Below are 26,111 nucleotides of genomic sequence, written 5' to 3' on the forward strand. Positions count from 1 at the left end.
TCGAGCGACCCCTTGCAGACCTTCAAGAAACCAACCATGACCCAAGCTTCACCCTCGGCTCCGGCTGACTTCGGACCGACGGAAACCTTCACCGGGGATCTTTCCTGCGGCATTCTCTTCCTGTGCGATCACGCCTCCAATGCAGTGCCCTCTGCCTATGGCGACCTGGGTCTTCCTGCGGAACAGTTCCAACGGCACATCGGCTATGACATCGGCGCCCGGCCCCTGACGCTCGCGCTGGCCGAGCGCTTGAACGCGCCGGCATTGATGACGACCTATTCCAGGCTCTTGATCGACCCCAATCGCGGGGAAGACGACCCGACGATCGTCATGCGCCTCAGCGATGGTGCCGTCGTTCCCGGAAATGCCGGCATCACCACCGAAGAACGGCAAAGGCGGATCGAGACCTACCACCGGCCCTACCACCGGCTGATCTCCGACACGCTGGACCAGATGCTGGAACTGGCCCCGCCCCCGGTCATCATTTCCATGCACAGCTACACGCCGGTCTGGAGAGGTGTCCCGCGCCCCTGGCATGCAGGCATTCTCTGGGACACGGACGGCCGTGCGGTGCACCCGGTCATCAATGGCCTGGCTGCCCAGGAGGGCATCGTCGTGGGAGATAACGAGCCCTATGACGGCGCTCTTAAAAACGACACGATGTACCAGCATGGAACCTGCCGTGGACTGGCCCATGCCTTGATCGAGATCCGGCAGGATCTGATTGCGGATGAAGCTGGTGTTGCGGAATGGACCGACCGTCTGCTGCCGATCCTCACCAAGCTTCCACAGCAGAAAGACCTCCGCGAAATCCGCAAGGGGTCATCCCGCTGCGACACCACCCGCTGAACGCCCAAGGAGCCCGCAATGGACGAGAAGACGAAAACCGAACTCGAGGCCGCCGCTTTCCGGCGCCTGGTGTCCCACCTTCAGGGCCGCACGGATGTTCAGAACATCGACCTGATGAACCTGGCCGGCTTTTGCCGCAACTGTCTTTCCAACTGGTTCAAGGAAGCCGCGGATGCCCGCGGCATCGACCTGGACAAGGAAAGCGCCCGCGAACTGATCTATGGCATGCCCTATGCGGAGTGGAAGGAAAAATACCAGTCCGAAGCCACTGCGGAGCAGAAGGCGGCCTTCGAGGTGAACAAGCCCGATCATTGACCGCCGGAAGGGTCAATCCGCTTGACCTGACCGGGCAACTCTGGCACGGCAGTGCCCCACGTCTGGCGCCAACCGGGTGCTTCGCCCCGCGGCCGGAGCCGGACCTTCCAGCATCATTTTGAATGAAGATATAAGCGAGAAGGAGAAGCACCCATGACAGTCGATTCAAATGCGGTGGCAGGCGATCAGCTTCGGGCCTTTATCGAGCGCATCGAGCGCTTGGAAGAAGAAAAGAAGGTCATCTCCGATGACATCAAGGACGTCTATGCCGAAGCCAAGGGCAACGGTTTTGACGTCAAGATCCTCCGCAAGGTCGTGTCGCTGCGCAAGAAGCAGCCGCATGAGCGCGAGGAAGAAGAAGCAATCCTGGATCTCTACCTCCAGGCTCTGGGCATGAACGGCCCGGCCTGACCGGTTTCCAGCGATCCCCATGTGACGACGGCGGCCATTGGCCGCCGTTTTTATTTGCCCGCGAGAGTTTCTGTGTCCTCTGCGGCTGCCATTGACCGGGACAGGGCCGTCTTCCGGGCGAGAACCAGCTCCATCAGCCCGTCGATTTCCCGGACCACGTCTTGCGTGCGGGTATGATGTGGCATGTGACCGGCACCTGGAAGGGTCACCAGGCGCGCCTGAGGCAAATCCCTGACCAGCCCCTGACTGTGGATGCTCGGCCAGACAACAGTGTCCTTGTCGCCGGTGATCACGACGGCGGGCACATCAATCTCGCCATATCTTTGAGACAGCCGGGTCACATGTTCCTTCAGACCGGCAACGTCCTGCGCATTCGCACGGAAACTGTCAGGCCGGAACAGGAGCGGAAGCCGGATCATGCCGTCATAGTCCGCAGGCGCCTCTTCCGGCGCGAAGACGCCGAGAATCGCCTTGGGGGCAACACGCTCCGCAATCGGCAGCGTCAAGGATGCACAGAAGATACGCCCGATCACCGGAAGCGTTGCCACGTTGTAGTACCAGTTCACGCCGCCTGGCCACGGATGGGTGGCTGGCGCAAGAAACACCAGCCCCTCGACCAGATCAGGCCGCTCAAGCGCCAGAGCGGCCGTCACAGAGGCTCCAAGCGAATGGCCAACGACAACGGCCTTGCCGATGCCGAGCGCGTCCAGAACCTCCCCGATTAGCCGGGCTTGCTCCGAAGGGGCAGACTGAGCATCACTGGTGCGTCCTGAATGACCGAGACCGGGACGGTCGACAAAGATCAGGTCATAGCGGCCTTCAAGCTCTGCGCGAAACGCACCAAGCTGATCATAGGCATTGCCGCTGGCACCATGAATGAACACCAGCGAGGGCTTTTCAGCGAGCTCGACATCGGGCTGCAGCCGGTGGAGATGGATCGGCACCCCATCAGCCATCACGAACTGGCCATCCGCAGGCAGCTCCGCCTCAATGCTGCGGACCCGGAACTCCGTGTAGGCCGTCAGCAGGGACAGGATGACAACGAGAACGCCAACAAGATAGATCATGATCTGGCCCTGATGCAGGAAGCGCGCTTTCGCCCGCTCTGACCTGGTTTAACGGGATGTCCAAAGGCTGATGCTTCCGGACGCAATGCCTTGCGGGGCATTTCCCCGCGCAAGACCGCATACGTTCAAGCCGGGAGATCCGATCAGATGGGCTCGCCTTCGGAGCCCTTTTCCAGAGCTTCGACTGCTTCGCGGGCATTGGAAAGGGCCGGATGGATCTTGAGGATCTGGCGGAAGGTCGCCAGGGCACGATCCTTTTCGCCAAGCCGGCGCTGGATCATGCCGAGACCGGACAGAGCCCCCCAATGGCGGGGTTCGATGGCCAGCGTCCGCTCAATATCGACAAGTGAGCGGCCGAAGTCTTCCTGAAGATAGTAGACGGTCGCCCGGCGGTTCCAGCCTTCGGCATAACCGGGCGCGAGCGAAACAACCACATCCAGCAGATCAAGGGTCAGTCCGTAGTCCCCTGCCTTGAGCGCCTGGGCCGAGCGGGCCATCAGAAGATCGACGGTGTCGCTCCCCGATTCGAGCCAGTTGATCTGGATGCGGCGGGCAATGCGGGCCGCTGCGCTGTCGTCCTTGGCCTCGGCCAGCTCTGCATAAAGATCGTTGATGCCGGGCTCCCGGCCATCTTTCTTCTGCGCATCAGCCTTGCCCTGCTCGCCTTCAGGCTCTGCAGGCAGGTCCTCGGGATGCTGCAGCATCGGATCGAGATCCTCGATCGATGGAACTTCCGATTCCGGGCCGAGATCAGGCACAGGCTGGGCAAAGACACCAGCCGGCAAGGCGAAGACGAGGAGGAGAAACGAAAAAAGCCGCATACCGGCAAGTATGCCTTGCCGGTTGCAGCGGTCAATCCGTAATCGGATTTTCATCAAGAGTTGAAGAGCAAAAGCCCTTCCCCTGCTTAGCCCTGACGAGCCTTGAAGCGCGGGTTCTTCTTGTTGATGATGTACACGCGACCCTTACGGCGAACCATGCGGTTCTCACGGTGGCGGGTCATAAGCGCTTTGAGCGAGTTCTTGATCTTCATGACTATGTCCCCCGGAAGGGCCTTGTTACCCGTAAACATGAAACGAGCGCCAAAGGCGCCCGCGATTGAGTGGCTTCCCCGGGAAACCGCTGCAACAGCAAGCTATTGCGCAGATCCTTGTCTCCGGGTTCTACCCGCGCCAATCTGACCAGAACTGCCGGTTAGCGCAAGAATGGTGGGCGTGACAGGGATTGAACCTGTGACCCCTTCGATGTCAACGAAGTGCTCTCCCGCTGAGCTACACGCCCGAATTTCTCGGTATCACCGCGCCGCAGCGCCGTGGTGGGGAGCGATATAACGGGGTTCTTTCACCGACGCAACACCCTTTTTTACAGAACCGTCAAACAATTCCACAGGTACGCACCGGACCAGTGGATATGTGCCCGCCTCAAGCGGCGAGCATCTTGTCCACTTCCTGAACGAGATCGCGCAGGTGGAAAGGCTTGGACAGCACTTTCGCATCTTTCGGCGCATCGGACTCGGGATTGAGCGCAACAGCGGCAAAGCCGGTGATGAACATGACCTTCAGATCAGGATCGAGTTGAGTCGCCCGGCGGGCCAGCTCGATCCCGTCCATTTCCGGCATCACGATGTCGGTGAGGAGAAGGGAGAACGGCTCTTCGCGAAGACGTTCATAAGCACTTTTGCCATTATCGAAAGACACGACATCATGACCGGCGTTTTCAAGCGCCTTGGCCAGGAAACGGCGCATGTCATTGTCGTCTTCCGCAAGCAGGATACGCGGCATAGGTAGCAACCACACTAGATTGAAAAGACCCAGGCAGCGCCTCGAGGCTGCCTCTCGCCGGTTATAGTCCGAATCCCCGGTAAAGATAGAGTGAAACCACGGTCAGAGGATGCTTTGCCGGTTTCTGTGGACTGACTGTTGATTCCTTGGCACCATGGCATTTGATCGACACAAGAGGCCCCACTTGGAGACCAGCGACCAGCGCGACCCGTTTGCAGCGCACCGGACCGATTTCAATGGACACCCTCCGTTTGAGGTGCTCGCGCCTGCCGAGCAGCGTCTGCCTTACGTGTTCAATTCGCCCCATTCCGGCTGCCAGTATCCGCAAAGCTTTCTCGAATCATCCCGTCTCGACGGACAGGCCATCCGCCGCTCCGAAGATGCTTTCGTGGATCACCTGTTCTCTCATGTGGTACCGCTTGGCGCACCGATGCTGCGGGCCCATTTTCCCCGCGCCTATCTCGATGTGAACCGGGAACCTTACGAGCTGGACCCGAAGATGTTCGAGGACCGGCTGCCGCCCTATGCCAATGTCCGTTCCATCCGGGTTGCCGGAGGTCTTGGAACAGTTGCAAGGGTGGTGAGCGAATCTCACGAGATCTACAAGCACCGGCTTCCTGTCAGCGAGGCGATGTACCGGATCGAGGAGATCTACAAGCCGTATCATACGACCCTGCGCCGGATGCTGGCCCAGACTCACGTCACCTTCGGCTACGCAATCCTGATTGATTGCCACTCCATGCCCTCGACCATCCGCTGCCAGTCAACGGACATCCGGCCGGACTTCATTCTCGGTGACCGGTATGGCACGAGCTGCTCCCAGGAACTGACCAGCTATGCCGCCTCGATCCTGATCGGCATGGGCTACACGGTGAACCGCAACAAACCTTACGCGGGTGGTTTCATCACCGAGCATTACGGCCGGCCAACCCGTGGTCTGCATGCCCTGCAGGTGGAAATGAACCGGGGCCTCTACATGGACGAGAGCACCCAGCGGCCCCATGCAGGCCTTCTGGAACTGAAGGCCAATCTTGAGGCCTTCGCCCGCGAACTCACATCCATGCCTGACAGCAGTTTTGCAGCGGATCCCATTGCCGCCGAGTGAGCCGGACCCAGGACGAAATCCCTCGAAATACCGCAGAAATCCGCGGCACATAAAAAAAGGGGCCGCGTAATGCGGCCCGAGTCTAGGGAGGAAACGCCCAAGGAGGGCGGCGCTACTCGGAAAGATCGTTTCGCGCTGCAATAAAGTTCGCACCGCAGCGCACAAAGGTCAAGCCCTGCTTATGTGCACATCATGCGCAAAAATGAGGCAAACCGGCCGTTTCTGTCCCGTTTGCCGTTCAGGGCGATTGACCAAATCCATGAAATCCTTAGACAACAACGAGTTCCCTTTTCCGACCGGGTTTGCCGGCAATCCAAGGCCTTCAGAATGAGCAATTCTCCCATGCATCAGCAGCATGTCTTTGCAGGCTTTCTTGAGCGGTTGGCAGGAGAAGCACGAGCGGCCATCATGCCGCATTTCCGGTCCTCCTTCAGTGTCGAGAACAAGCTGGAAGGCGGCTTTGATCCGGTGACGATCGCAGACCGCGCCGGCGAAACCGCCATGCGCAAGCTGATCAACGCGGAATACCCCGAGCACGGCATTCTGGGCGAGGAACACGGCTCGGAGAACCTGGATGCCGAGCACGTCTGGGTTCTGGACCCGATTGACGGCACACGCGCCTTCATCACGGGTCTGCCAACCTGGGGAACATTGATTGGCCTGACGACCAACGGCAAACCGTCCCTTGGCATGATGGCGCAGCCCTATGTCGGCGAGTTCTATGCCGGCGATTGCAAGACCGCCTGGTATCAGGGCCCGCTTGGAACGAAGACGCTTCAGACCCGCCCTTGCGCCTCTCTGGCGGAGGCCGTGATGTTCACCACCACGCCTTTCCTTTTCAAGGGTGCCGAACGCGAGGCCTATGATGCGGTGGAGCGCGAAACCCGCCTCGCCCGCTATGGAACGGATTGCTACGGCTATTGCATGGTCGCGGCAGGCCAGGCTGATCTGGTGGTGGAATCGGGCTTGCAGCCTTATGACGTGGTTGCCCTGGCCCCGATCGTGGAAGGCGCAGGCGGCGTCATGACAACCTGGACCGGCGGCTCTCCTGCCAATGGCGGCCAGATCGTCGCCAGCGGTGATCCGCGTCTGCACGACATCGTTCTGAAGAAGCTTGCCAGCATCAGCGCCTGAGCCTGCGTTCCCGCTGAGACTTAAAGGCTGTCGAATTCCCGGCCGGGGATGAACGCATCAAAGGCCGCCCAGAACTGGTTCCGGATGGGATCGGCCTCCATCATCAATTCATGCTGAGCGCCCGGAATTTCCAGATAGCCGGCAGCCTTGGTCCGCGACACGAGATCTTCTGCGGCAGGCGTCGACACAATGCGGTCAGCCCCTGCTGCGATCACCAGCACGGGCAGGGAAACGGACGGGCCGAAGCGGCGCTGCCGGAACGACAAAAGGCAGCGGCCCGCCGCATGCAGCCAGCCCACGGTCGGCGAGCCGATACCAAGAGCGGGCTCCTTGTCGAGAACGGCAAGCGCCCGCTGGTAGCGGCGCCGGTCACTGGTCTGGACATTATCCTCGAACTGCTCGTAGAGCCGGGCATTGCCGCCGGGAATGAACATCCGTCCAAAGCCGGAGTATTTGAGCAGGCACGCCGTCCGGAATGCCCAGCTCTCCCGCCGCCCCCAATCCAGCAAGCCGGTCAAGGGCGCCGTCAGCACGGCCCGGTCAATCATGGTGCGAAGACGCGCCGTATCGGCCAGCAGAATCGCCGCTCCGGTCGAATGGGCCAGAGCGAAATGCGGTCCGGGATATTCGGCCAGGGACACCTGCTTCAACACCGTGTGGAGATCGGCAAAATAGTCGGAAAACCGGCGAACATGTCCCCTGACAGGAGACTTGAGCAACCGGCCGGAGCCTCCCTGCCCCCGCCAGTCGAAGGCAATCACGGCAAACCCCCGCTTGCGCAGATCCTGCACCACCTCGAAATACTTCTCGATGAATTCGGCGCGCCCCTGAAGGATCGTCACCGTGCCGCGCCGCCGTGCGCCTTCCGCATGGGCCCAGCGGGCATAGCGGATCCTGACCCCGTCCGGTGTTTCAACAAAGCCGCTCACCGCTCCGCCCGGAACCGGATTTTCAGGAATATCGACCAGGGTCATGCGGCGGAAACCTTTGCGAGAATGGATACATTCTGCTTACAGCTCCGGCAGCGCAGGCTCAACCGGAAACGGAACGGCGCCCGGAGGCAAGTCCGGACGCCGTTTCGGAAAATGACTGGTCAATTGGTTACCAGCGGTAGTCCCAGTGATGGCCACGGCCGATCGGTTCACGGCTGATCACCGAACCGGAACGGCTGTCGACGACAAGGCGCATGGGCATTCCGCGCCAGCCGGTTGCGCTGGCAATGAAGACCCGGCCGCGTTCGCCCAGAATGCGCACATGGCGGTAACCCTGGTGGCGCAGGCTGCGGCGGATCTCGCCCGCATCCATACGGCCACGATGGTGGTGGCGGCCAGCGTCACCATGACGGCCGCGACGGTCATCGCCACGCCAGTCACGGCGATCATCGCCGCGCCAGTCCCGGCCGCGTCCACGGTCATCAACCTTCTGCACCAGGTCATCGCGGGTCTGGGTTTCCATCTTCACCGCCGGCTTCAACGGCTGTGCTGCGGAAGCGCCCGTCATGGTGCCGCCGATGGTCATAGTCACGACGGCCAGGGTCATAGCTGCGGCCAGTCCGGTTTCACGTGCCTTGCGAATGATGAACATATCGAAGTCTCCTCGGTTTGGGTGCGGCCAGTCCGTCTGACCTTGAGGAGACAATGCCAGCGGCCACTTGAACCGAACCGGAAGGCTTCGTTCATCTGGCGTTCAGATTGAAAACCCGGCGCACATTTCACCGTGTTCCGGACCTCTTGAAACCGGAGAACCACTCACCATCTCAGAAGAGCAGGCGCCAATACGGGTCTGCAGAACCGCTGTCTTCCCGCCACTGACTGGGGGAAAAAACAGCAGACCATATCCGTTGCTCATATGAGGACAGAACACATGCGTCATTTTGATTTTTCGCCGCTCTACCGTTCCACAGTTGGATTTGACCGGCTCTTCAACATGCTCGACACGGCCAATGCCGACACTCCGAGCTATCCGCCCTACAACATCGAGCGCACAGGCGAGAACACCTACCGCATCACCATGGCGGTGGCGGGTTTCTCCGATGCCGACCTCTCCGTCGAGGCCAAGGAACACGTTCTGACGATCAAGGGCGACAAGCAGGACGATGAGCAGAACCGCGAAGTGCTGTATCGCGGCATCGCCTCCCGCGCCTTCGAGCGCCGCTTCCAGATCGCTGAATATGTCCGCGTGGAAGGCGCTCTTCTCGAAAATGGCCTGCTTCACATTGATCTCGTGCGGGAACTCCCCGAGACCATGAAGCCGCGCAAGATCGAGATTGGCAACGGCAGCCCCAAGCAGATCGAGACCAAGGCTCACTAAGCCTTCGATCCCCTTTTTCCTCCCCCCGAAAAAACTTGCGCCCGGCAGGACCGGGCGCTTTTTTCTATTCCAGGCTCTGGCAATTCGGTTGATCAGAGCAGCGACAGGAACCGCTCGATTTCCGAGCCTTCGGTCGCGAAACTTGCAACCAGCCGGATGCAGAGTTCTTCTTCCGACGGCTTGAGATCCTGCGGAATTGCATGTTCCGGCCAGGGGTGGAACACCGCACCACTCTTGCGCAAAACGTCAGCCTGAGCTTTTCGAATGATCGCGAAGACCTCGTTGGCCTGCGTCGGCCAGGCCATCCGCCCTCCGGCTGCGGCAATGCCCGCCGACAGCTTGGACGCCATGGCATTTGCGTGTCTGGCAGTCTGCAGCCAGTTGCCGTTTTCGAAATAGCCTTCCAGCTGGGCGGAGACGAAACGGGCCTTGGAGAACTCGTGCCCGGCCCGCTTCCTCAGATATTCAAACGACCGCGCCGCCTCCGGATTGAAGAAGACCACGGCCTCTGCACACCAGCAGCCATTCTTCGTGCCGCCAAAGGACAAGACGTCCACCCCGGCTTTCCACGTCATCTCCGCAGGGGACACATCCAGCGAGACAAGGGCATTGGCAAAGCGGGCGCCGTCCATGTGAAGAGGCAGGTTGCGGCTTTGAGCCACCGCCTTGATGGCCCGGATCTCGTCGAGGCTATAGACGGTACCGTGTTCACTTGCCTGTGTGATGGAGACTGCTGCCGCCTGCCCGTGCATCACGGAGCCTTCCGGCAACGCCGCCAGAGCATCGGTCAAACCTTCTGCGGTGATCTTGCCATTGACCTGCCCGCCAACCGAAACAAGCTTGCTGCCGCCGGTCATGAACTCGGCTGCCCCGCACTCATCCACCTGAATGTGGGCTTCCGGATGGCAGAAAACGATCCCGCCCGGCTTTGCATAGGCTGTCAGCGCCAGCGCATTGGCTGCCGTGCCGGTGCCCGTGAAAAAAACGGCAACATCGGTTTCGAAAAGGTCGCGGAACTGCTGGATCACACCCTGCGTGACGGCATCATTGCCGTAAGCAGGAGCGGATCCCGTGGAATGGCGAGCCAGAGCTGCCATCACCGATGGCGCGGCCCCAGCCCAGTTGTCGCTTGCAAAATTCATGTCCTGACGAATATCGCCTCCCAGCCTCACCGGCAAGGCGGTCGAAGATCAGGTGTAGCGCTCGCGGGTGGTCCGCGAACGCACCAGCATCGCATCCAGCGAGATCTTGCCCGCCCCCTTCAGGGCGGGAACAAGCAGGATCATGATCCACATCAGCCGCTGATCCGCAATCAGACTGCTGGGATTGCCGTCGAACATCCGCCCGATCGTCTCAGCATCAACGCCATGGCCGGTGATGTCCACGAAAGTCATGACGATGATGAAACCAATCATGCCAAAGCTCGCGACCCTAGTGAAAAGGCCAAGCACGACAAGCACGGGCAGGACAAACTCTGCCCATGTGCCCAGGAGCACGATAAGGCCATAGGGAAAGAATGCGATCCTGCTGGTGTCATAGCTCAGCTGCTCCATCAGGGTCGGCAGGATCTGGGCGTAGGCGCCGTCGCTGGGCCGCAGAAAGCCGAAAAGTCCGGGACCGACCTTGGTCAGCGCAGAATTGAAGAAATAGACCAGCAGCACGCTGGCAAAGACAAACCGAGCCGCAAGCTCCAGAAACCAGCCCCGCGTCATGCGGTCGGCAAAGCCGAAAACGGCGCCATGCAGGCGCACGATCAGATCAATCAGGAATCCCATTACTTCCCCCACTTAAAAACCCAGCCGCGGCCTCCTCAGGATCGAACGCTGCCAGAGCACCCGCGGCCAGCAAGTCCGACAGGCACATGTCAAACTGAAACACATCTTCCTGAACGCTTTGCGCAGCCCGTTCGCCCGCCTCAGAAAGGGAACAGCCGGCAGACAACGCCTCCAGCAGGCAGGCACAGCCCGGCCGCATCAGCCGGACTTCAACATCAAGATCCGGCCGGGTCACCAGAACTTCCTGCGCCTCAGCCAGGTCCACCACCTCCCCACTCTCGAACCGGTTCACAGCAAGAAGCGAGACGACCGGCCAGGGAGACTGGAGCCACCGGCAGGACGGATGTGGGGCAATCTTAAGGCCTGCGAGAAGATCACCCGGTACAGAAGCGAGGGTCTGGGGCTGCAAGGGCGCTGCATCTGCCGCGTGATAGGCCTCCAGCCAGGCCCATTCCAGACGGGCCACATCAGGCAGATAGCCATAGGCTGCCAGGGGCGGAAAGCTTTCAAGGAACTCCGCGAACGCCGCGCCATACCAGATGAGAACAGGAGACTTCGGGGGATTGTTGATGACGAACAACCGCGCCACAGCCTTGAAATAGTCCTCCCCCAACAACTTCAGCACCGCCGGATAGCTGTCCATCACCGCCTCAACCAGACTGACCACCACATTATTGCGGTAGACATTGAAGCGCCGGGGAGACGGTTTGCCATCCGGCCCTATGATCCCGTCCGGAAGATCCCTCTCACCCTCAAGCAAGGCTGGTGCGAAAGCCTCAAGCGCGGCCACAGCGGAACCAGGGGGATCAAACCGCACGGCGCTGCTCCCCGCGCAATTCTGCCCGCTGCACAATCTGGTCTGCTGCCTCTGCCTCGCTCAGCAACACCGGCCAGGCAGGCACGTCATTATCCCATTCGATCAGGGTCGGCTGCGGACCGCAAAGCAATAAGGCCTCTTCAAAGAGCAACCAGACCGCATCATCAACCGACCTGTCATGGGCATCAATCAGCAAGGGCCTGCCCTCATCATCCAGATCCGGTGCGTGACCGCCCAGATGAATTTCACCGACAGCCTCGACCGGAAATGCGGCCAGATAGTCCCGTGCAGACACCTGCTGATTGGTGCAGGAAACATGGACGTTATTCACATCCAGCAACAGACCGCAGCCCGTCCGGCGCACGATCTCCTTCAGAAAATCCGTTTCACTCATCGTGCTTTGCCAGAAGGCAACGTAGGTCGAGGGGTTCTCCAGAAGCATCCGCCTTCCTATTACGTCCTGAACCCGGTCAATGTGATCGCACACCCGCGCCAGCGTTTCCTCATCATAAGGAACCGGCAGCAGGTCATTGAAATAGGTGGTGTCATGGGTCGACCAGGCGAGATGTTCGGAAAACAAGCCGGGTTCGTAGCGCTCATTCAGGGACTTCAGCCGGGCAAGATGCGCTTCGTCGAGAACCCCGATCGCACCGATGGAGAGGCCCACCCCATGAAGGGACACCGGATACTCACACCGGATCGCTTCCAGCTGGCGATGGGGGACGCCCCCCGCACCCATGTAGTTTTCGGCATGAACCTCGAAAAAGCCGATGTCCGGGCGGGTCTCCAGGATCTCCGCCACGTGCTCGCCTTTCAGGCCCACGCCCGTTCGTGCCCCAATCCCGGACGGCCGGCGCCGCTGCATGGATGAACTGAAACTCATCGCCGCCTCCTCAGGGCAGGAACAATATTCCTCATCAATGCACCTGACCGGATGAACGTCACCCGCGTCAGGTACAAGGGAATGATTCAGCCCTTCAATCAGGCCTTGGGCAGATCGCGGTCGAGTTCCGTCAGCGATCCCTTGCGGCCATCAGGCAGTTCCATGGTCACACAGGTTCCGGCGGGCACCAGGGTCCAGGCATTGCCCTGATAGTCAACCGTCGAGGTCCCGGCACAGGTTGTGCCCGCACCGGCCTTGCAGTCGTTCTTGCCCTTCAACGAAACGCCATAGCATTTCTCCTTGGCCTGAGCGTTTGCAGGGGTCGCGACAGAGAGGCTTGTTACGGCGGATGCAACAGCTCCGGCAACAATCGCGGCGGTCATGCTTCTGGTCTTCATAAGGTCGTCTCCTCACTCCGCAGGCCAGTAAAACCGGGGAAGGCATATTCCCGTTTCGGCCCGCTTCGGGAAAAATATGATTGCCAGCCGGATCAATGGGAAATCAAACGGACGTGACAGTTCCGCGAGCGGAATCTCGCACTCAAATCGTTTGAAGTAATTTTCTTTCTCGTTTGAGCTGGAAACTTATTCTTTCTGATCGATTGGCGCTTGCAAGACGAAACAATTATAACTCACCCTGCAAATAACGCACTTGCCGGGCGGTTAGAAATCTGGCATGTTCGCGCCGCTTGGAATAGGACAGGATCACTGTCCCATTTATCGTGTGCCAAACTTCCGTGCCAGAGCAGGACGGACGCAGGTTGCCAACAAGCCGGCCGGAGACCGCCAAGAGGAGGTGGAGCCGAGGCTGAAGACAGGAAACGGATCACATCCGGATCCTACCGCGCAGGCTGAAAGCCGATGCGGCAACGTAACGGATCGCCTATACAATGGGGAACCGTTAAGTATTTCGACAGAGCCGGGGCTGAATGCCGGGGTCGTCGCACGGGTTGTGTCCGGACAGGATGCGACACGAACGGGATCCGGCGCTTTGGACCACGGCTTGGACCGAGTTATCGTGAGGGCGCAAATGATCAAGGAAGAGCTGACAACCAGCACAGTCATCGAGGCAGGGGCAACGGGCGCGGATAAAACCGCGACCAAAACCACCCTGACCGACCGTCTGGAGCTGGCTGCCGCGAAAGGGCTCTACAATCCTGCGCGCGAACACGATGCCTGTGGCGTGGGCTTTGTCGCCCACATGAAGGGTATCAAGTCGCACCGCGTCGTCGCTGACGGCCTGCAGGTCCTTGAGAACCTGACCCACCGCGGCGCAGTTGGCGCTGACCCGCTGATGGGCGACGGCGCCGGCATGCTGGTGCAGATCCCGCACGACTTCTTCAAGACCGAACTGTCGGCACAGGGCATCACCCTGCCGGAGCCGGGCAAGTATGGCGTTGGTTTCCTGTTCATGCCGCAGGACGCTGACCTGCGCGCCAAGTGCGAAGCCATCGTGGAACGCGTCATTGCCGAGCAGGGTCAGTCCGTCATCGGCTGGCGCGACGTTCCGGTCGACAACTCGTCCCTGTCCAAGGCACCGGATATCGCTGCCACGGAACCGGTTTCCCGCCAGGTCTTCATTGCCTGCAACAACTGCGAAGACCAGACCACCTTCGAACGCCGCCTGTTCGTGCTGCGCAAGGTTGTCTCCAACGCAGTGCGTGCGGAAACCAATGCCGTCAAAAGCGGCTTCTATCCGGTCTCCATGTCGAGCCGCACCATCGTCTACAAGGGCATGTTCCTCGCGTTCCAGCTGGGCGCCTATTATAAGGACCTGCAGGACGAGCGGTTCACCTCTGCGCTTGCTCTCGTGCACCAGCGCTTCTCGACCAACACCTTCCCGTCCTGGGACCTGTCGCATCCGTACCGCATGGTTGCCCACAACGGCGAAATCAACACGCTGCGCGGCAACGTCAACTGGATGGCAGCCCGTCAGGCGTCGGTCTCCTCGCCGCTGTTCGGCGATGACATCACCAAGCTGTGGCCGATCTCCTACGAAGGCCAGTCCGACACCGCCTGCTTCGACAACGCGCTCGAATTCCTGGTGATGGGCGGCTATTCGCTGGCCCATGCCGCGATGATGCTGATCCCGGAAGCCTGGGCCGGCAACCCGCTGATGGACGACAATCGCCGCTCCTTCTACGAATACCATGCCGCAATCATGGAACCGTGGGACGGACCGGCAGCCGTTGCCTTCACCGATGGCCGCCAGATCGGCGCGACGCTGGACCGCAACGGCCTGCGTCCGGCCCGCTACATCGTGACCGACGAAGACTTCGTCATCATGTCCTCGGAAGTTGGCGTTCTGCCGGTTCCCGAAGAGCGGATCGTGCGCAAGTGGCGCCTGCAGCCGGGCAAGATGCTGCTTATCGACCTGGAACAGGGCCGCATCATTTCCGATGAGGAAATCAAGCGCGAACTGTCCACTGCGAACCCCTACAAGGACTGGCTGCACCGCTCCCAGATCGTTCTGGAAGACATGCCGGGCGTGCGCGAACGGGCACCGGTTGCCGGTGAAAGCCTGCTCGACCGCCAGCAGGCCTTTGGCTACACCCAGGAAGACATCAAGCTTCTCATGCTGCCGATGGCAACCGTCGGGCAGGAAGCCATTGGCTCCATGGGCACGGACACGCCGATTTCGGCCCTGTCAGACAAGTCCAAGCTGCTTTACACCTATTTCAAGCAGAACTTCGCACAGGTGACCAACCCGCCGATCGATCCGATCCGCGAAGAACTGGTCATGAGCCTGGTGTCCTTCATCGGCCCGCGCCCGAACCTGTTCGATCTCAAAGGCCTGTCGACCTCCAAGCGCCTCGAAGTGCGTCAGCCGATCCTGACCAACGAGGACCTGGAGAAGATCCGCGCCATTGGCGACATCGGTGACAACCAGTTCTCCGCCAAGACCCTCGACATCACCTATTCCGCCCAGCGTGGCGCGGAAGGGATGGAAGACGCCCTCGAAGAACTGTGCCAGCGCGCCGAGAAGGCCGTGGTCAATGGCTACAACATCATCATCCTGTCCGACCGCCTGATCAGCCGGTCGCGGATCGCGATCCCGGCCCTGCTGGCGACCGCAGCCGTGCACCATCACCTGATCCGCAAGGGCCTGCGCACTTCCGTGGGTCTGGTGGTCGAAACCGGTGAAGCCCGCGAAGTTCATCACTTCTGCGTTCTGGCCGGTTATGGCGCAGAAGCCATCAACCCGTACCTGGCCTTCGAAACGCTGCTGTCCATGCATGCAGAGCTGGACTTCCCCGAGGAAGTCGATGCCAGCGAAGTGGTCCGCCGCTATATCAAGTCCATCGACAAGGGCATCCTCAAGGTCATGTCCAAGATGGGCATCTCGACCTACCAGTCCTATTGCGGTGCGCAGATTTTCGACGCCGTCGGCCTGTCCAGCGCGCTTGTCGAAAAGTACTTCTTCGGCACGGCAACCTCGATCGAAGGCATCGGCCTGAACGAAGTTGCGGAAGAAACGGTCATCCGCCATGCGGAAGCGTTCCAGGATGTCGCCATCCTGCGCCGCTCGCTGCAGGTCGGTGGTGAATACGCATACCGTATCCGCGGCGAGAGCCACATGTGGACGCCGGACTCCATCGCTGTGCTGCAGCATGCAGTCCGCTCCAAGCTGCCGGAAAAGTACCGCGAATTCTCGAAGATCGTGAACGAGGAAACCGGACGCTTTGCGATCCGCGGCATGTTCCGCATCAAGGGCGCCGATGAAATCGGCCGCACCCCGGTGGACCTTGCCAAGGTTGAATCGGCAGAGAACATCGTGAAGCGCTTCGTGACCGGCGCCATGTCCTTTGGCTCCATCTCCCGCGAGGCTCACTCCACGCTGGCGATCGCCATGAACGCCATTGGCGGCAAGTCCAACACCGGTGAAGGTGGCGAGGAGCCGGAGCGCTTCAACCCGCTGCCGGACGGATCTGCCAACCCGCAGCGCTCTGCCATCAAGCAGGTGGCGTCCGGCCGCTTCGGTGTGACCACCGAATATCTCGTCAACTCCGACATGATCCAGATCAAGGTCGCTCAGGGCGCAAAGCCCGGTGAAGGCGGCCAGCTTCCGGGTCACAAGGTGGACGCGGTCATCGCCAAGGTGCGTCACTCCACTCCGGGCGTGGGCCTCATCTCCCCGCCGCCGCACCATGACATCTACTCGATCGAAGATCTGGCTCAGCTCATCTACGATCTGAAAAACGTCAATCCGGAAGCGGACATCTCGGTCAAGCTTGTGTCGGAAGTCGGCGTCGGTACGGTTGCAGCTGGCGTTGCCAAGGCACGCGCAGACCACATTACCGTGTCTGGCTATGACGGCGGCACCGGGGCCTCCCCGCTGACCTCGATCAAGCATGCCGGCTCACCCTGGGAAATCGGCCTTGCCGAAACCCAGCAGACCCTGGTGCTCAACGGCCTGCGCTCCCGCGTTGCCCTTCAGGTTGACGGCGGTCTGCGGACCGGCCGCGACGTGGTGGTCGGCGCACTCCTGGGCGCGGACGAATTCGGTTTCGCGACAGCTCCGCTGATCGCAGCCGGCTGTCTGATGATGCGCAAGTGCCACCTGAACACCTGCCCGGTCGGTATCGCGACCCAGGATCCGGTGCTGCGCAAGCGCTTCAAGGGCACGCCTGAGCACGTCATCAACTACTTCTTCTTCGTTGCAGAAGAAGTGCGCGAACTGATGGCTGCCCTCGGCTTCGAGAAGCTGGACGACATGATCGGCCGCTCCGACATTCTCGACAAGGAACAGGCGCTCAACCACTGGAAGGCACAGGGGCTCGACTTCAGCCGCATCTTCTTCCAGCCGGAAGCCAAGCCGGAACAGATCCGCTGGACCGAGCGTCAGGACCATCCGATTGCCGACATTCTGGACCGCCGCCTGATCGCAGCCTCCAAGCCGGCGCTGGACTCCAAGGAGACGACGATTGTCGACGAGACCATTTGCTCGGTCGACCGGTCTGCAGGTGCCATGCTGTCGGGTGAAGTGGCCAAGCGTTACGGCGCCAAGGGCATGCCGGACAACACGCTGAAAATCCAGCTGAAAGGGACCGCAGGTCAGGCCTTCGGCGCCTTCCTCGCAAAGGGCGTCACGCTGGAACTCTCCGGCGATGCCAACGACTATGTCGGCAAGGGCCTTTCGGGTGGCCGTATCATCGTCCGTCCGCCGGAAAACACCCGGATCGTGCCGGAAGACTCCATCATCGCCGGCAACACGGTGCTTTATGGGGCAACCACCGGCGAGTGCTACCTGCGCGGTGTTGCAGGCGAGCGTTTCGCGGTGCGTAACTCCGGCGCCCTTGCAGTTGTCGAAGGCGTGGGCGACCATGGCTGCGAATACATGACGGGCGGCGTGGTCGTCGTCATCGGTCAGACCGGCCGCAACTTCGCGGCAGGCATGTCCGGCGGCATCGCCTATGTGCTCGACATGGAAGGTACCTTCGGCACCCGTTGCAACCTCGCAATGGTGGAACTGGAACCGGTTGAGGAAGAAGACGACCTGCTCGAAAAGCTGCATCACCATGGTGGCGACATTGAGCACAAGGGCCGCGTGGACGTGACGGGTGACATGACCCGCCATGACGACGAGCGCCTGCGTCAGCTTCTGACCAAGCATGTCCAGTACACCGGATCGACCCGGGCACAGGCCATTCTCGACGACTGGGCAACCTATCGTCCGAAATTCGTGAAGATCATGCCGGTCGAATACCGCCGTGCTCTTCGTGAGATGGAAGAGAAGCGCCTCGGCATGGCCGCTGCCGAATAAGCCTGGCTCTGGAAACACCGCACGGCTCTCGGGCGCCATTTGCGCCCGGTCGCAGCCGGAACCATGAAACGAGATTTGTGAGGGAGGTCGCCTTGGGAAAGGTAACCGGATTTTTGGAGATCGACCGGCAGGAACAGAAGTATCAGCCTGCCTCTGATCGTATCCGCCACTTCAGGGAATTCACGCTGCCGCTGGCAGAAACAGAAGTCGAGCGCCAGGCAGCCCGCTGCATGGACTGCGGCATTCCCTTCTGCCATGGCCCGACCGGCTGCCCGGTCAACAACCAGATCCCGGACTGGAATGACCTGGTCTACCAGGGTGACTGGGACCTGGCCCTGCGCAACCTGCATTCGACCAACAACTTCCCGGAATTCACCGGCCGCGTCTGCCCCGCCCCGTGCGAGGAAGCCTGCACGCTGAACCTGGAAGACGTGCCGGTCAACATCAAGACTGTCGAGCAGGCCATTGCCGACAAGGGCTGGAACGAGGGCTGGATTGTTCCGGAACCCTCCGCCACCAAGACCGGCAAGGCTGTCGCCATCGTCGGTTCCGGCCCTGCTGGCATGGCCGCAGCACAGCAGCTGGCACGCGCCGGCCACACGGTTCACGTTTATGAGCGTGAGCCGAAGGCAGGCGGCCTGCTGCGCTATGGCATCCCCGACTTCAAGATGGAAAAGAAGTACATCGACCGCCGCGTGGCACAGATGGAAGCCGAAGGCGTGACGTTCCACTATGGCGTCAACGTCGGCGTGACCGTCAGCCTCGAGGAACTGTCCGAGCGTCATGATGCCGTGATCCTGTGCGCAGGCTCCGAGCGTCCGCGTGACCCGGGTGTCGGCGGCATGGAGCTGGAAGGTTGCCATTGGGCGATGGACTATCTGGTCCAGCAGAACCGCCGCGTTGGCGGTGAGCCGGAAATCGGCCCGGACAGCCTGGTCGGCCCGATCTGGGCAGCCGGCAAGCACGTCGTCGTCATCGGCGGCGGCGACACGGCGTCTGACTGCGTCGGCACCGCGTTCCGTCAGGGCGCTCTGTCGGTGACGCAGCTCGACATCCGCCCGATCCCGCCACTGAAGGAAGACAAGCTGAGCATCTGGCCCTATTGGCCGACGAAGTTCCGCACCTCTTCCTCGCAGGCAGAAGGCGCCGAGCGCGAATTCTCGGCTGCAACCCTGGCTCTGGTTGGCGAAGATGGCCATGTGACCGGCGTGAAGTGCGCCCGCGTGGACGAAAAGCGCCGCCCGATCGAAGGCACCGAGTTCATTCTCCGCGCAGATCTGGTGATGGCTGCCATCGGCTTCTCCGGCCCGCGTCTGGACACGTTCATCGCGGCGGCTGGCGACAAACTGGAGCTCGATGGCCGGACCAACGTCAAGGCCAACACCGAAGACTACAAGACCAGCCTGCCGAACGTCTTTGCCGCTGGCGACGTTCGCAAGGGCCAGTCCCTTGTCGTCTGGGCAATCCGTGAAGGCCGCCAGGCTGCCCGTTCGGTCGATGAATTCCTGATGGGCTCGAGCAACCTGCCGCGCTGATCAAAAGGCCAGAAACGAGAAAGGGCTCCGGTGTTTCGCACCGGAGCCCTTTTTATTTGCGGGAGTTAAAACCGGATTAGGTAGCCTCAGGTTCCGTCCGGTGCCGTCCAGACATTGCTGTCCGCCCGCCCGGCCGGCCCCTTGCGGGTTTCGCCGTCAATGAAGAACCGGCGCGCGGTATCAACAGCAACGCCTTCGTAGGCTGCAGGCCCACTGCCCTCGCCGCCACCCAGAAGCTCATCTTCCGGCGCGGTCGTGCGGCCGGTCAATACGATGAAATTCGGGTCATCCTCGACCCCTTCGAAGGCCATGCCGCCGTAACCGCCAAGCAAGCGCGAGAGTTCGCGCTCGACGAAGAAAGCGACCTTCCTGTATCCATCCCAGGTGAACCCGACCTTGTCCGCATCGCGCAGCCGTGCACGCTTGCCGTCCACATCGGGACCGAAGGAATCATACTCGCCGGTCTCGGTGAGAAAAATGTCCCACACATCCACGTACTTGCCGCGGTTCTGTTCTGCTCCCCCTTGGAACAGGCTGTTCAGGAGGATGAAATCCGTGTTAGTCAGCGGACTGCCGGTCGGCGGCAAACCGACCCAGACAAGCTGCTTGCGCTCCTGACGGATGGAGGAGACGATCCCGGAGACCTTGGCGGAATAAGCCGCCTCCCATTCGGAAGTCGCAAATTCGACCGGTGGCTCACCTGCGAACGGTACAGCCAGATCACTGCGGCCCATCATCAGAACCACTGCCTTGACGTCTTCGCCCTGGACCCGGCCGATGATCTCGGCTTCCCAGTCAGGAGCATCAGGGCCAGCCAAACCGGTCTTGTCATGGATCAGTGTGTCCACGCGGACCATGGACTTGTCCGCAAGGGTGAAGCGGAGGCCTTCGGCAACGCCCTTGGCCATTTCGTCACCGGCGACCAGGATCACACCCGCATCAGGATCTTTTGGTTTCGCCTGAAACGCGGGCGCGACATTGGCAGCTCTCGGCCGGGAGGCAGTTTGCGGTGGCCGTGTCCGGGTTCTGGCGGGGCGCTTTTCTTCCCCGAAGCCGAACAGGCGGAAAAGCGGACGGAAGCCGGTGGAGTTGCCCGGAGCCGGCCGGATGACCGCCCCGCCGCTGCTTTGCGCAGCAGCTTCCGGAACAACTGAGCCTGCAAAGCCCCAAAGGCCCAGGCACAGCGCACCGGAAACCACGCCTGGCACAATCCAGAACTTGCCCCGGGACGGGGCATGCCGAAGTACCGGCGTCACCAATTTCCGCAAGAATGTCAGCACGGGCCATCCGTTCCGTCAGATCTGTCTGACGGCAATTCTAGCCGTCCATCTTGATCCGGGCCAGCAAAACAACCGACGCATAGCCATCCGGAATGATGCCGCGGGATTTCTGATAGGCTCTGATCGCCGCACGGGTGGCCGGGCCGATGATCCCGTCTGCCGTTCCCACGTGATAGCCACGTTGGTTCAGCTCGTGCTGCAGTTCGGCGGTTTCATCCCGGTTCAAGGGCAGATATTCCCGTGCCCAATCGCCTGCCAGCTCGCTGCCGCCGTTGATTCTATCCGCCAGATGCCCGACGCCGAGGGCATAGGCCGTGGCGTTGTTGTAGCGCTTGATCACAAAGAAATTGCGCAGCATCAGGAAGGCTGGGCCCTTGGCGCCCGCCGGCATGACCAGGATCGCATCGTCTTCGGGGCGCGGGAACGACCTGCCATTGACCCGCTTGACGCCCTGATGGTCCCAATCCCTCAGAGAAAGCGTCGTCTTCTCGTCAGCCAGATTGAAATTGAAGCCCTGCGGCAAGCGTACCTCATAGCCCCAGGTCTTGCCGGTCTGCCAGCCATGTTCTTTCAGATAACGGGCTGTCGAGGCCAGCGCATCGGGCACGGAGGTCCAGATATCCCGGCGGCCATCGCCATCATAGTCGGCAGCATAGGCCTGCCAGCTGGACGGCATGAACTGGGTGTGGCCCATGGCGCCCGCCCAGGAGCCTTCCATATCCTCGAAGCGGACATGACCTGCCTGAACGATGCCTAGCGCCTTGATCAGTTCACTGCGCCAGAAATCGGTGCGGCGCGGCGCGGCATAGACAAGCGTGGCCAGCGCACGGATCACGTTGTGCTTGCCCATGAAGCTGCCGTAGTTGGTTTCCATGCCCCAGATGGCCAGAACCGCTTCCCGGTCCACGCCATAGCGCTCCTCGATGACGGCCAGTTCGCGGGAATACTGCTTCATCATTTCCTTGCCGCGGGTGATGCGGGATTCGGAAACGGCGCTGTCCAGGTAGTCCCAGACCGGCTTCACGAACTCGGACTGCCGGTCCATGAATTTCAGCGTGTCAGGATCCGGTTCCATGTTCCGGAAGACATGCTTGTAGGTCGAAGAGGAGATGCCTGCCGCTTTTGCGGTGGGCCAGAACCCGTTGACGAAACGGTCGAAGCCGGGATCTGCCAGTGCCTGTCCGGCAGAAAGGACGAGGCTTGCCGCGGCAACCGGGCCTGCCAGCCAGCGCACGGTCATGCGCTTGACCGCAGAGGCGCGCTGCGCGCCATTCCGGGGGCCGCGGTGCGATTTTGGGGCGTGTCCGAAGCTGCTCATTTGGGCAAAACCTCTCGTCTCTCGTACTCTAACTCTTCTGCCAGGCAAAACCATGGCAGGACGTATGGGCTTTTTCTCACGGCCTTGCTGCGGATTGTCCGCCTGCCGCGTTTGTCTCAGTGCCGGATGCGAATTCCGGCCTCGATCCGGTTCTCGTCATAGTCAGCTCCAGGCGTGGAACTGTCGAAGGACCGGTAGCTGTAGGTCGTCAGAAGCGCGACATTGCGGGTCAGGGCGTAGGTGGCTGATGCCCTGCCTGTAATGGTCGTCTCGTCGATCGAAACGCCTTCGTAGGTGCGGTAGCTGTAGCCTGCCCCCAGCTCGCCAGCGATCCTGTCGGAGAAGCTGTGCGCGATCCGGAGATCTCCCGAATAGATGATCGACCCGGAGGCCCCATCGATGTCGGTCGAGGCGAACTGCGTGCCGAGACCCGCGGTAACAGTGGTCAGGCGGGTCGGCGACCAGACAATGGACCCATCGGCAATAAGGCCGGCCAGATCCTTGAGACGGTTGTCGTCAAGACGCTCCAGACGCCAGCCCGCGCCGATTTCACCGCGCAGTTTCGGTCCTGCATCCACTGTCACACCGCCGCGAAGCTGATATCCATTGGCATCCCGCTTTTCGCAGAGCGCATCCGAACAGGTTGTGTCGTAGCGGCGCAAAAGCAACGAGCTTTCCGCAAAGGGCGCCAGAACCGCGCCGGTATTGCCATCGAGCCGCAGGCTCGCCGAATAAACCGTATTGTTCCGGCCATCCTGGGACACTGATCCGGAGGTGCTGTCGTAGGTGCTGCGATCCAATGCACCGCGCAGGGTTACCGACAGGATACCAGCGTCACGAGTGCCGCTCAGGGACGCATTGTACTGATGAACATTGTCCGAACCGGAAGCCGTTTCTGCAGTCCCGGAATCTTCCTGTGACAGATTATAGCCAACCTGACCGTTCAAGGTGGTGCCTTCGGAGACATCCACCCTCAGGGCAGCGGAGGTGTTGAGGCTCTTGTCCGCATCCGTTGCATCGTCCGGATAGCCCGAGTAACTGCCGCGCAGACTCAGATCGAGCTGATGGCGCGACCAGTTCGAGCGCGCGGACACAGAGGGCGCAAAGCGGTAGAAGCCGGCAGATTTGCCGCCCACCGTTCCGGAAGCGTTGTCGGTCGCGCCGCCTGTCACTGTCAGCTCCGGCAGGATCGTGAAAGTCCCGACCCGGAAGCCTTCGGCCTGATCGAAGGTCGTGTCGCCAGCAAAAACCCCATCATCCGCGCGGGAAATGCCAGTTGGCTGCAGCCGCCGCACCGCTTCGACCCGGTCGGCAAAGGGGCGCACCGGCACAGTCCGCCCTGTTGCGCCAAGTCCTGTCGATCCTGTCTCCACGGCCGCACTGTTTCCGGACAGCCGCAAGGCATGAACATTGGTATAGGCAGGTGACGTCGGAGCCGCAGCATCCTGAGCCGAGGCGGGCTCATTCGTCAGATCCGAACTGCCCTGCACATCCGAAGTTCCACGCAGGCCCTGGCCAGCCGTCTGCGCTTCCGCTCCCGAAAGAGAAGAAACAACAAGGCTAAGGCCCAAAAGGATGGCGCGGTTAAACGTCAAGATGGCGATTCCAGATTCCCGGCATGATGGTCACCACACTGCCCCGACATGGTTAATTGTTTGTTTCCAAGTCGCAGAATGCGTCGCAGCGGAAGAACTGCTTAATCGATTGAATGCCGCCAGCCCGCCGATGGCTCAGGATCCTCTCTTGCAGCCCCTTCACCGCTGGCGTAGACACGGACTGGCTGGGCAAAGAAGAACGACAGGACACGAGAATGCCACTCACCAAAGCCGATCAAGCCGAAGGCCTTCAGAGCCGTCCGGATCCCCAGTATCTGGCCTCTGCCCTGCGGACCCTGGAAACCGAGATCGAGGGCCTGCGCGCCTTGAACGCCGCGCTGAGCAACGGACTTTCCGGACCTTTCAAGGCTGCGGCAGAGCTGATCGCCTCCCTGCCCGGCCGGGTCATCGTCTCGGGCATCGGCAAGAGCGGACACATCGGCACCAAGCTGGCTGCAACCCTCGCCTCGACCGGCACACCAGCCTTCTTCGTTCATGCCGCCGAAGCCAGCCACGGCGATCTCGGCATGATCACCCGCAATGATGCGGTGATTGCCCTGTCCTGGTCCGGCGAGACACGCGAACTTGCCAGCATCGTGGCCTATACCCGCCGCTTCAAGGTTCCGCTGATCGCCATCACGTCGCGGGAGAACAGTGCTCTGGGCTCGGCTGCAGATATCGTCCTTCATATGCCGGACGTAACCGAAGCCTGCCCGCATGGCCTTGCTCCGACGACCTCCGCCCTACTGCAGATGGCCATTGGTGACAGCCTGGCGATCGCGCTGCTGGAAGGCCGCGGCTTCACCGCACAGGACTTCCGCATTTTCCATCCAGGTGGCAGCCTGGGCGCAAGCCTGAAAACCGCCCGCGACATCATGCATCGCGGTGAGACCGTGCCGCTGGCACCGGTCGGCACGCTCATGCGCGACGCCATCGTGCTTATGACCCAGAAAGGGTTCGGCACCCTCGGCATCACGGATGAAAATGGGCACCTGACCGGCATCGTGACCGATGGTGACTTGCGCCGTCACATCACGACCAACTTCCTCGACAAGCCTGCGGAAGAGATCATGACCCGCAAGCCCAAGACCATCGAACCGGGCATGCTGTCCGGCGCGATCCTGGAACTGGTCAACAGTTCGGGCATCACATCGGTCTTCGTGGTCGAGAATGGACAGCCCGTCGGCATCGTCCATCTTCACGATCTGCTGCGGATCGGGGCTGCTTGAGGCAGCCCGCTCCTGCTAATTTTCGCAGGGCTCACGACAACTTGTAAGACAATCATGAAACTCAGCCGGCCGCGGTTAGGAATTGATTAGCCTTGCCGCTCCTAATATGGCGCCAAAGTCACAACGGGTCTCGAGCCCTGAAGTTTGGTGTGCGTTATGGATCTGGCGACTATTGTCGGTATTGTCGGGGCTCTCGGTATTGTCACCGCCGCCATTTTCATGGGCGGCAGCTTCGGCCAGTTCGTCGACATTCCTTCGATCCTGATCGTGTTTGGCGGCGGGATCATGGCAACCCTGATCCGCTTTCAGCTTGCCGACGTGGGCAGCGCTTTCGGCACGGGCTTCAAGGTTGCCCTCGCCGGCAAGGGCCCGAGCCCCCGTGACCTGATCAACGAAATCACCCACCTTGGCGAAATCGTCCGCAAGTCCGGCCCGCTGGGTCTGGAAAATGTCGACGTCTCCGATCCGACCCTTGCAAAGGGCGTTCAGTATATCGCGGACGGCTATGAGCTCGACTTCATCCGCGAATCCATGGAACGCGAGCGTGACCTGCAGCTGACCCGCCTGTCTGAAGGCAAGCGTGTCATGAAGGCGCTTGGTGATTCCGCCCCTGCCTTCGGCATGATCGGGACGCTGGTCGGTCTGGTGCAGATGCTTGCGAACATGGATGACCCGTCCGCCATCGGTCCGTCCATGGCCGTCGCGCTGCTGACGACCCTCTACGGCGCACTCATCTCCAACGTGGTCTGTCTGCCCCTGGTGGACAAGCTGGACGCCAAGTTCGAAGTGGAAGAGATCAACCAGACCCTGATCATCGACGGCGTGCTGCAGATCCGCGAATCCAAGAGCCCTGCCCTGATCAAGGAAATGCTGATTGCCTATCTGCCGGAAAAGATCCGCGCCAGCATGCAAGAAGCGGCCTGACGCCGGTACGAAAACGGAGG

Annotated in this window: 24 protein-coding genes and 1 tRNA gene; 10 read left to right on the forward strand and 15 right to left on the reverse strand. The window is 61.0% G+C overall.

The features are described from left to right. Window positions 1-36: 36 nt before the first annotated feature. The 3 genes from BUA94_RS13215 to BUA94_RS13225 all read left to right on the forward strand — a co-directional run bounded on the left by BUA94_RS13215 (window position 37) and on the right by BUA94_RS13225 (window position 1,575). Window positions 37-849, forward strand: a complete 813-nt coding sequence (locus BUA94_RS13215) for an N-formylglutamate amidohydrolase (RefSeq protein ID WP_073013629.1) — start codon at window positions 37-39, stop codon at window positions 847-849. A gap of 18 nt (window positions 850-867) precedes the next feature. After that, the gene (locus BUA94_RS13220; RefSeq protein WP_073013630.1) at window positions 868-1,164 is read left to right on the forward strand and encodes a DUF1244 domain-containing protein; all 297 of its coding nucleotides are present in this window, start codon (window positions 868-870) and stop codon (window positions 1,162-1,164) included. Window positions 1,165-1,317: 153 nt separating this feature from the next. Further along, window positions 1,318-1,575, forward strand: coding sequence for a DUF2312 domain-containing protein (locus tag BUA94_RS13225; protein WP_073013631.1), 258 nt, complete (start codon window positions 1,318-1,320; stop codon window positions 1,573-1,575). Between the two features lie 50 nt (window positions 1,576-1,625). Here BUA94_RS13225 and BUA94_RS13230 read toward each other — a convergent pair whose 3' ends face one another. The 5 genes from BUA94_RS13230 to cpdR all read right to left on the reverse strand — a co-directional run bounded on the left by BUA94_RS13230 (window position 1,626) and on the right by cpdR (window position 4,423). Beyond that, window positions 1,626-2,642, reverse strand: a complete 1,017-nt coding sequence (locus BUA94_RS13230; protein WP_073013632.1) for an alpha/beta fold hydrolase — start codon at window positions 2,640-2,642, stop codon at window positions 1,626-1,628. A 143-nt stretch (window positions 2,643-2,785) separates the two neighbouring features. Further along, complete coding sequence (locus BUA94_RS13235) at window positions 2,786-3,463, reverse strand: tetratricopeptide repeat protein (protein ID WP_073013633.1); 678 nt, start codon at window positions 3,461-3,463, stop codon at window positions 2,786-2,788. Between the two features lie 86 nt (window positions 3,464-3,549). Next, window positions 3,550-3,675: a type B 50S ribosomal protein L36 gene (gene ykgO / locus BUA94_RS13240; RefSeq protein ID WP_008196524.1), complete on the reverse strand. Its 126-nt coding sequence runs from the start codon at window positions 3,673-3,675 to the stop codon at window positions 3,550-3,552. A 173-nt stretch (window positions 3,676-3,848) separates the two neighbouring features. After that, window positions 3,849-3,923: transfer RNA gene (locus BUA94_RS13245), tRNA-Val, on the reverse strand. 140 nt (window positions 3,924-4,063) lie between these two features. Beyond that, window positions 4,064-4,423, reverse strand: a complete 360-nt coding sequence (cpdR, locus tag BUA94_RS13250; RefSeq protein ID WP_073013634.1) for a cell cycle two-component system response regulator CpdR — start codon at window positions 4,421-4,423, stop codon at window positions 4,064-4,066. 184 nt (window positions 4,424-4,607) lie between these two features. On the opposite strand from cpdR, the gene BUA94_RS13255 reads away from it, so the two are divergent. Together BUA94_RS13255 and hisN are read left to right on the forward strand one after the other, a co-directional pair. Beyond that, window positions 4,608-5,528 carry an N-formylglutamate amidohydrolase gene (locus tag BUA94_RS13255; RefSeq protein ID WP_408011934.1) on the forward strand — a complete coding sequence of 307 codons (921 nt, stop codon included), beginning with the start codon at window positions 4,608-4,610 and terminating at the stop codon, window positions 5,526-5,528. Between the two features lie 327 nt (window positions 5,529-5,855). Continuing rightward, the gene (hisN, locus tag BUA94_RS13260) at window positions 5,856-6,662 is read left to right on the forward strand and encodes a histidinol-phosphatase (RefSeq protein WP_235860558.1); all 807 of its coding nucleotides are present in this window, start codon (window positions 5,856-5,858) and stop codon (window positions 6,660-6,662) included. Between the two features lie 20 nt (window positions 6,663-6,682). On the opposite strand, the gene BUA94_RS13265 is transcribed toward hisN, so the two are convergent. Together BUA94_RS13265 and BUA94_RS13270 are read right to left on the reverse strand one after the other, a co-directional pair. Beyond that, window positions 6,683-7,636 (reverse strand): alpha/beta fold hydrolase, encoded by a 954-nt coding sequence (locus BUA94_RS13265; protein ID WP_073013636.1) that lies wholly within the window; start codon window positions 7,634-7,636, stop codon window positions 6,683-6,685. Between the two features lie 127 nt (window positions 7,637-7,763). Beyond that, window positions 7,764-8,246, reverse strand: coding sequence for a hypothetical protein (locus BUA94_RS13270; RefSeq protein WP_073013637.1), 483 nt, complete (start codon window positions 8,244-8,246; stop codon window positions 7,764-7,766). A gap of 279 nt (window positions 8,247-8,525) precedes the next feature. On the opposite strand from BUA94_RS13270, the gene BUA94_RS13275 reads away from it, so the two are divergent. Beyond that, entirely contained in the window at window positions 8,526-8,972 is a 447-nt protein-coding gene (locus tag BUA94_RS13275) for an Hsp20 family protein (protein WP_073013638.1), read from the forward strand. A 92-nt stretch (window positions 8,973-9,064) separates the two neighbouring features. On the opposite strand, the gene BUA94_RS13280 is transcribed toward BUA94_RS13275, so the two are convergent. The 5 genes from BUA94_RS13280 to BUA94_RS13300 form a co-directional block, all read right to left on the reverse strand. Further along, window positions 9,065-10,114 carry a threonine aldolase family protein gene (locus BUA94_RS13280; protein WP_073013639.1) on the reverse strand — a complete coding sequence of 350 codons (1,050 nt, stop codon included), beginning with the start codon at window positions 10,112-10,114 and terminating at the stop codon, window positions 9,065-9,067. A 48-nt stretch (window positions 10,115-10,162) separates the two neighbouring features. Further along, complete coding sequence (locus BUA94_RS13285; RefSeq protein WP_175558036.1) at window positions 10,163-10,747, reverse strand: DoxX family membrane protein; 585 nt, start codon at window positions 10,745-10,747, stop codon at window positions 10,163-10,165. Further along, on the reverse strand, window positions 10,731-11,564 hold the full coding sequence (locus BUA94_RS13290; protein ID WP_208980063.1) for an HvfC/BufC N-terminal domain-containing protein: 834 nt from the start codon (window positions 11,562-11,564) through the stop codon (window positions 10,731-10,733). The genes BUA94_RS13285 and BUA94_RS13290 overlap by 17 nt, the downstream gene beginning before the upstream one ends. Next, entirely contained in the window at window positions 11,554-12,447 is an 894-nt protein-coding gene (gene bufB / locus BUA94_RS13295) for an MNIO family bufferin maturase (protein ID WP_408011936.1), read from the reverse strand. Before bufB ends, BUA94_RS13290 begins: the two co-directional genes overlap by 11 nt. A gap of 98 nt (window positions 12,448-12,545) precedes the next feature. After that, window positions 12,546-12,845 (reverse strand): BufA1 family periplasmic bufferin-type metallophore, encoded by a 300-nt coding sequence (locus BUA94_RS13300; protein WP_073013641.1) that lies wholly within the window; start codon window positions 12,843-12,845, stop codon window positions 12,546-12,548. Between the two features lie 631 nt (window positions 12,846-13,476). On the opposite strand from BUA94_RS13300, the gene gltB reads away from it, so the two are divergent. Beyond that, entirely contained in the window at window positions 13,477-18,210 is a 4,734-nt protein-coding gene (gltB, locus tag BUA94_RS13305) for a glutamate synthase large subunit (protein WP_073013642.1), read from the forward strand. 92 nt (window positions 18,211-18,302) lie between these two features. After that, window positions 18,303-19,745 (forward strand): glutamate synthase subunit beta, encoded by a 1,443-nt coding sequence (locus BUA94_RS13310; protein WP_073013643.1) that lies wholly within the window; start codon window positions 18,303-18,305, stop codon window positions 19,743-19,745. Window positions 19,746-19,831: 86 nt separating this feature from the next. Here BUA94_RS13310 and BUA94_RS13315 read toward each other — a convergent pair whose 3' ends face one another. From BUA94_RS13315 to BUA94_RS13325, 3 genes are all read right to left on the reverse strand, one after another. Continuing rightward, window positions 19,832-21,001 (reverse strand): SGNH/GDSL hydrolase family protein, encoded by a 1,170-nt coding sequence (locus tag BUA94_RS13315; RefSeq protein ID WP_084082028.1) that lies wholly within the window; start codon window positions 20,999-21,001, stop codon window positions 19,832-19,834. Between the two features lie 61 nt (window positions 21,002-21,062). Next, complete coding sequence (locus tag BUA94_RS13320; RefSeq protein WP_084081987.1) at window positions 21,063-22,343, reverse strand: lytic murein transglycosylase; 1,281 nt, start codon at window positions 22,341-22,343, stop codon at window positions 21,063-21,065. A gap of 116 nt (window positions 22,344-22,459) precedes the next feature. Further along, window positions 22,460-23,938 (reverse strand): outer membrane beta-barrel protein, encoded by a 1,479-nt coding sequence (locus tag BUA94_RS13325; RefSeq protein WP_208980064.1) that lies wholly within the window; start codon window positions 23,936-23,938, stop codon window positions 22,460-22,462. Between the two features lie 215 nt (window positions 23,939-24,153). On the opposite strand from BUA94_RS13325, the gene BUA94_RS13330 reads away from it, so the two are divergent. Together BUA94_RS13330 and BUA94_RS13335 are read left to right on the forward strand one after the other, a co-directional pair. Then, entirely contained in the window at window positions 24,154-25,167 is a 1,014-nt protein-coding gene (locus BUA94_RS13330; RefSeq protein WP_073013644.1) for a KpsF/GutQ family sugar-phosphate isomerase, read from the forward strand. 156 nt (window positions 25,168-25,323) lie between these two features. Next, a complete protein-coding gene (locus BUA94_RS13335) occupies window positions 25,324-26,091 on the forward strand; it encodes a motility protein A (protein WP_073013645.1) in 768 nt (255 codons plus the stop codon). Window positions 26,092-26,111: the final 20 nt, after the last annotated feature.

Source organism: Roseibium suaedae (genome assembly GCF_900142725.1).
Lineage (GTDB): Bacteria > Pseudomonadota > Alphaproteobacteria > Rhizobiales > Stappiaceae > Roseibium > Roseibium suaedae.

Excerpts from the sequence above, each read along its gene's own strand:
- BUA94_RS13215 (WP_073013629.1), top strand. The coding sequence starts at position 37 with ATGACCCAAGCTTCACCCTCGGCTCCGGCTGACTTCGGACCGACGGAA.
- BUA94_RS13220 (WP_073013630.1), top strand. The coding sequence starts at position 868 with ATGGACGAGAAGACGAAAACCGAACTCGAGGCCGCCGCTTTCCGGCGC.
- BUA94_RS13225 (WP_073013631.1), top strand. The coding sequence starts at position 1,318 with ATGACAGTCGATTCAAATGCGGTGGCAGGCGATCAGCTTCGGGCCTTT.
- BUA94_RS13230 (WP_073013632.1), bottom strand. The coding sequence starts at position 2,642 with ATGATCTATCTTGTTGGCGTTCTCGTTGTCATCCTGTCCCTGCTGACG.
- BUA94_RS13235 (WP_073013633.1), bottom strand. The coding sequence starts at position 3,463 with ATGCGGCTTTTTTCGTTTCTCCTCCTCGTCTTCGCCTTGCCGGCTGGT.
- ykgO (WP_008196524.1), bottom strand. The coding sequence starts at position 3,675 with ATGAAGATCAAGAACTCGCTCAAAGCGCTTATGACCCGCCACCGTGAG.
- cpdR (WP_073013634.1), bottom strand. The coding sequence starts at position 4,423 with ATGCCGCGTATCCTGCTTGCGGAAGACGACAATGACATGCGCCGTTTC.
- hisN (WP_235860558.1), top strand. The coding sequence starts at position 5,856 with ATGAGCAATTCTCCCATGCATCAGCAGCATGTCTTTGCAGGCTTTCTT.
- BUA94_RS13265 (WP_073013636.1), bottom strand. The coding sequence starts at position 7,636 with ATGACCCTGGTCGATATTCCTGAAAATCCGGTTCCGGGCGGAGCGGTG.
- BUA94_RS13270 (WP_073013637.1), bottom strand. The coding sequence starts at position 8,246 with ATGTTCATCATTCGCAAGGCACGTGAAACCGGACTGGCCGCAGCTATG.
- BUA94_RS13275 (WP_073013638.1), top strand. The coding sequence starts at position 8,526 with ATGCGTCATTTTGATTTTTCGCCGCTCTACCGTTCCACAGTTGGATTT.
- BUA94_RS13280 (WP_073013639.1), bottom strand. The coding sequence starts at position 10,114 with ATGAATTTTGCAAGCGACAACTGGGCTGGGGCCGCGCCATCGGTGATG.
- BUA94_RS13285 (WP_175558036.1), bottom strand. The coding sequence starts at position 10,747 with ATGGGATTCCTGATTGATCTGATCGTGCGCCTGCATGGCGCCGTTTTC.
- bufB (WP_408011936.1), bottom strand. The coding sequence starts at position 12,447 with ATGAGTTTCAGTTCATCCATGCAGCGGCGCCGGCCGTCCGGGATTGGG.
- BUA94_RS13300 (WP_073013641.1), bottom strand. The coding sequence starts at position 12,845 with ATGAAGACCAGAAGCATGACCGCCGCGATTGTTGCCGGAGCTGTTGCA.
- gltB (WP_073013642.1), top strand. The coding sequence starts at position 13,477 with ATGATCAAGGAAGAGCTGACAACCAGCACAGTCATCGAGGCAGGGGCA.
- BUA94_RS13320 (WP_084081987.1), bottom strand. The coding sequence starts at position 22,343 with ATGAGCAGCTTCGGACACGCCCCAAAATCGCACCGCGGCCCCCGGAAT.
- BUA94_RS13330 (WP_073013644.1), top strand. The coding sequence starts at position 24,154 with ATGCCACTCACCAAAGCCGATCAAGCCGAAGGCCTTCAGAGCCGTCCG.
- BUA94_RS13335 (WP_073013645.1), top strand. The coding sequence starts at position 25,324 with ATGGATCTGGCGACTATTGTCGGTATTGTCGGGGCTCTCGGTATTGTC.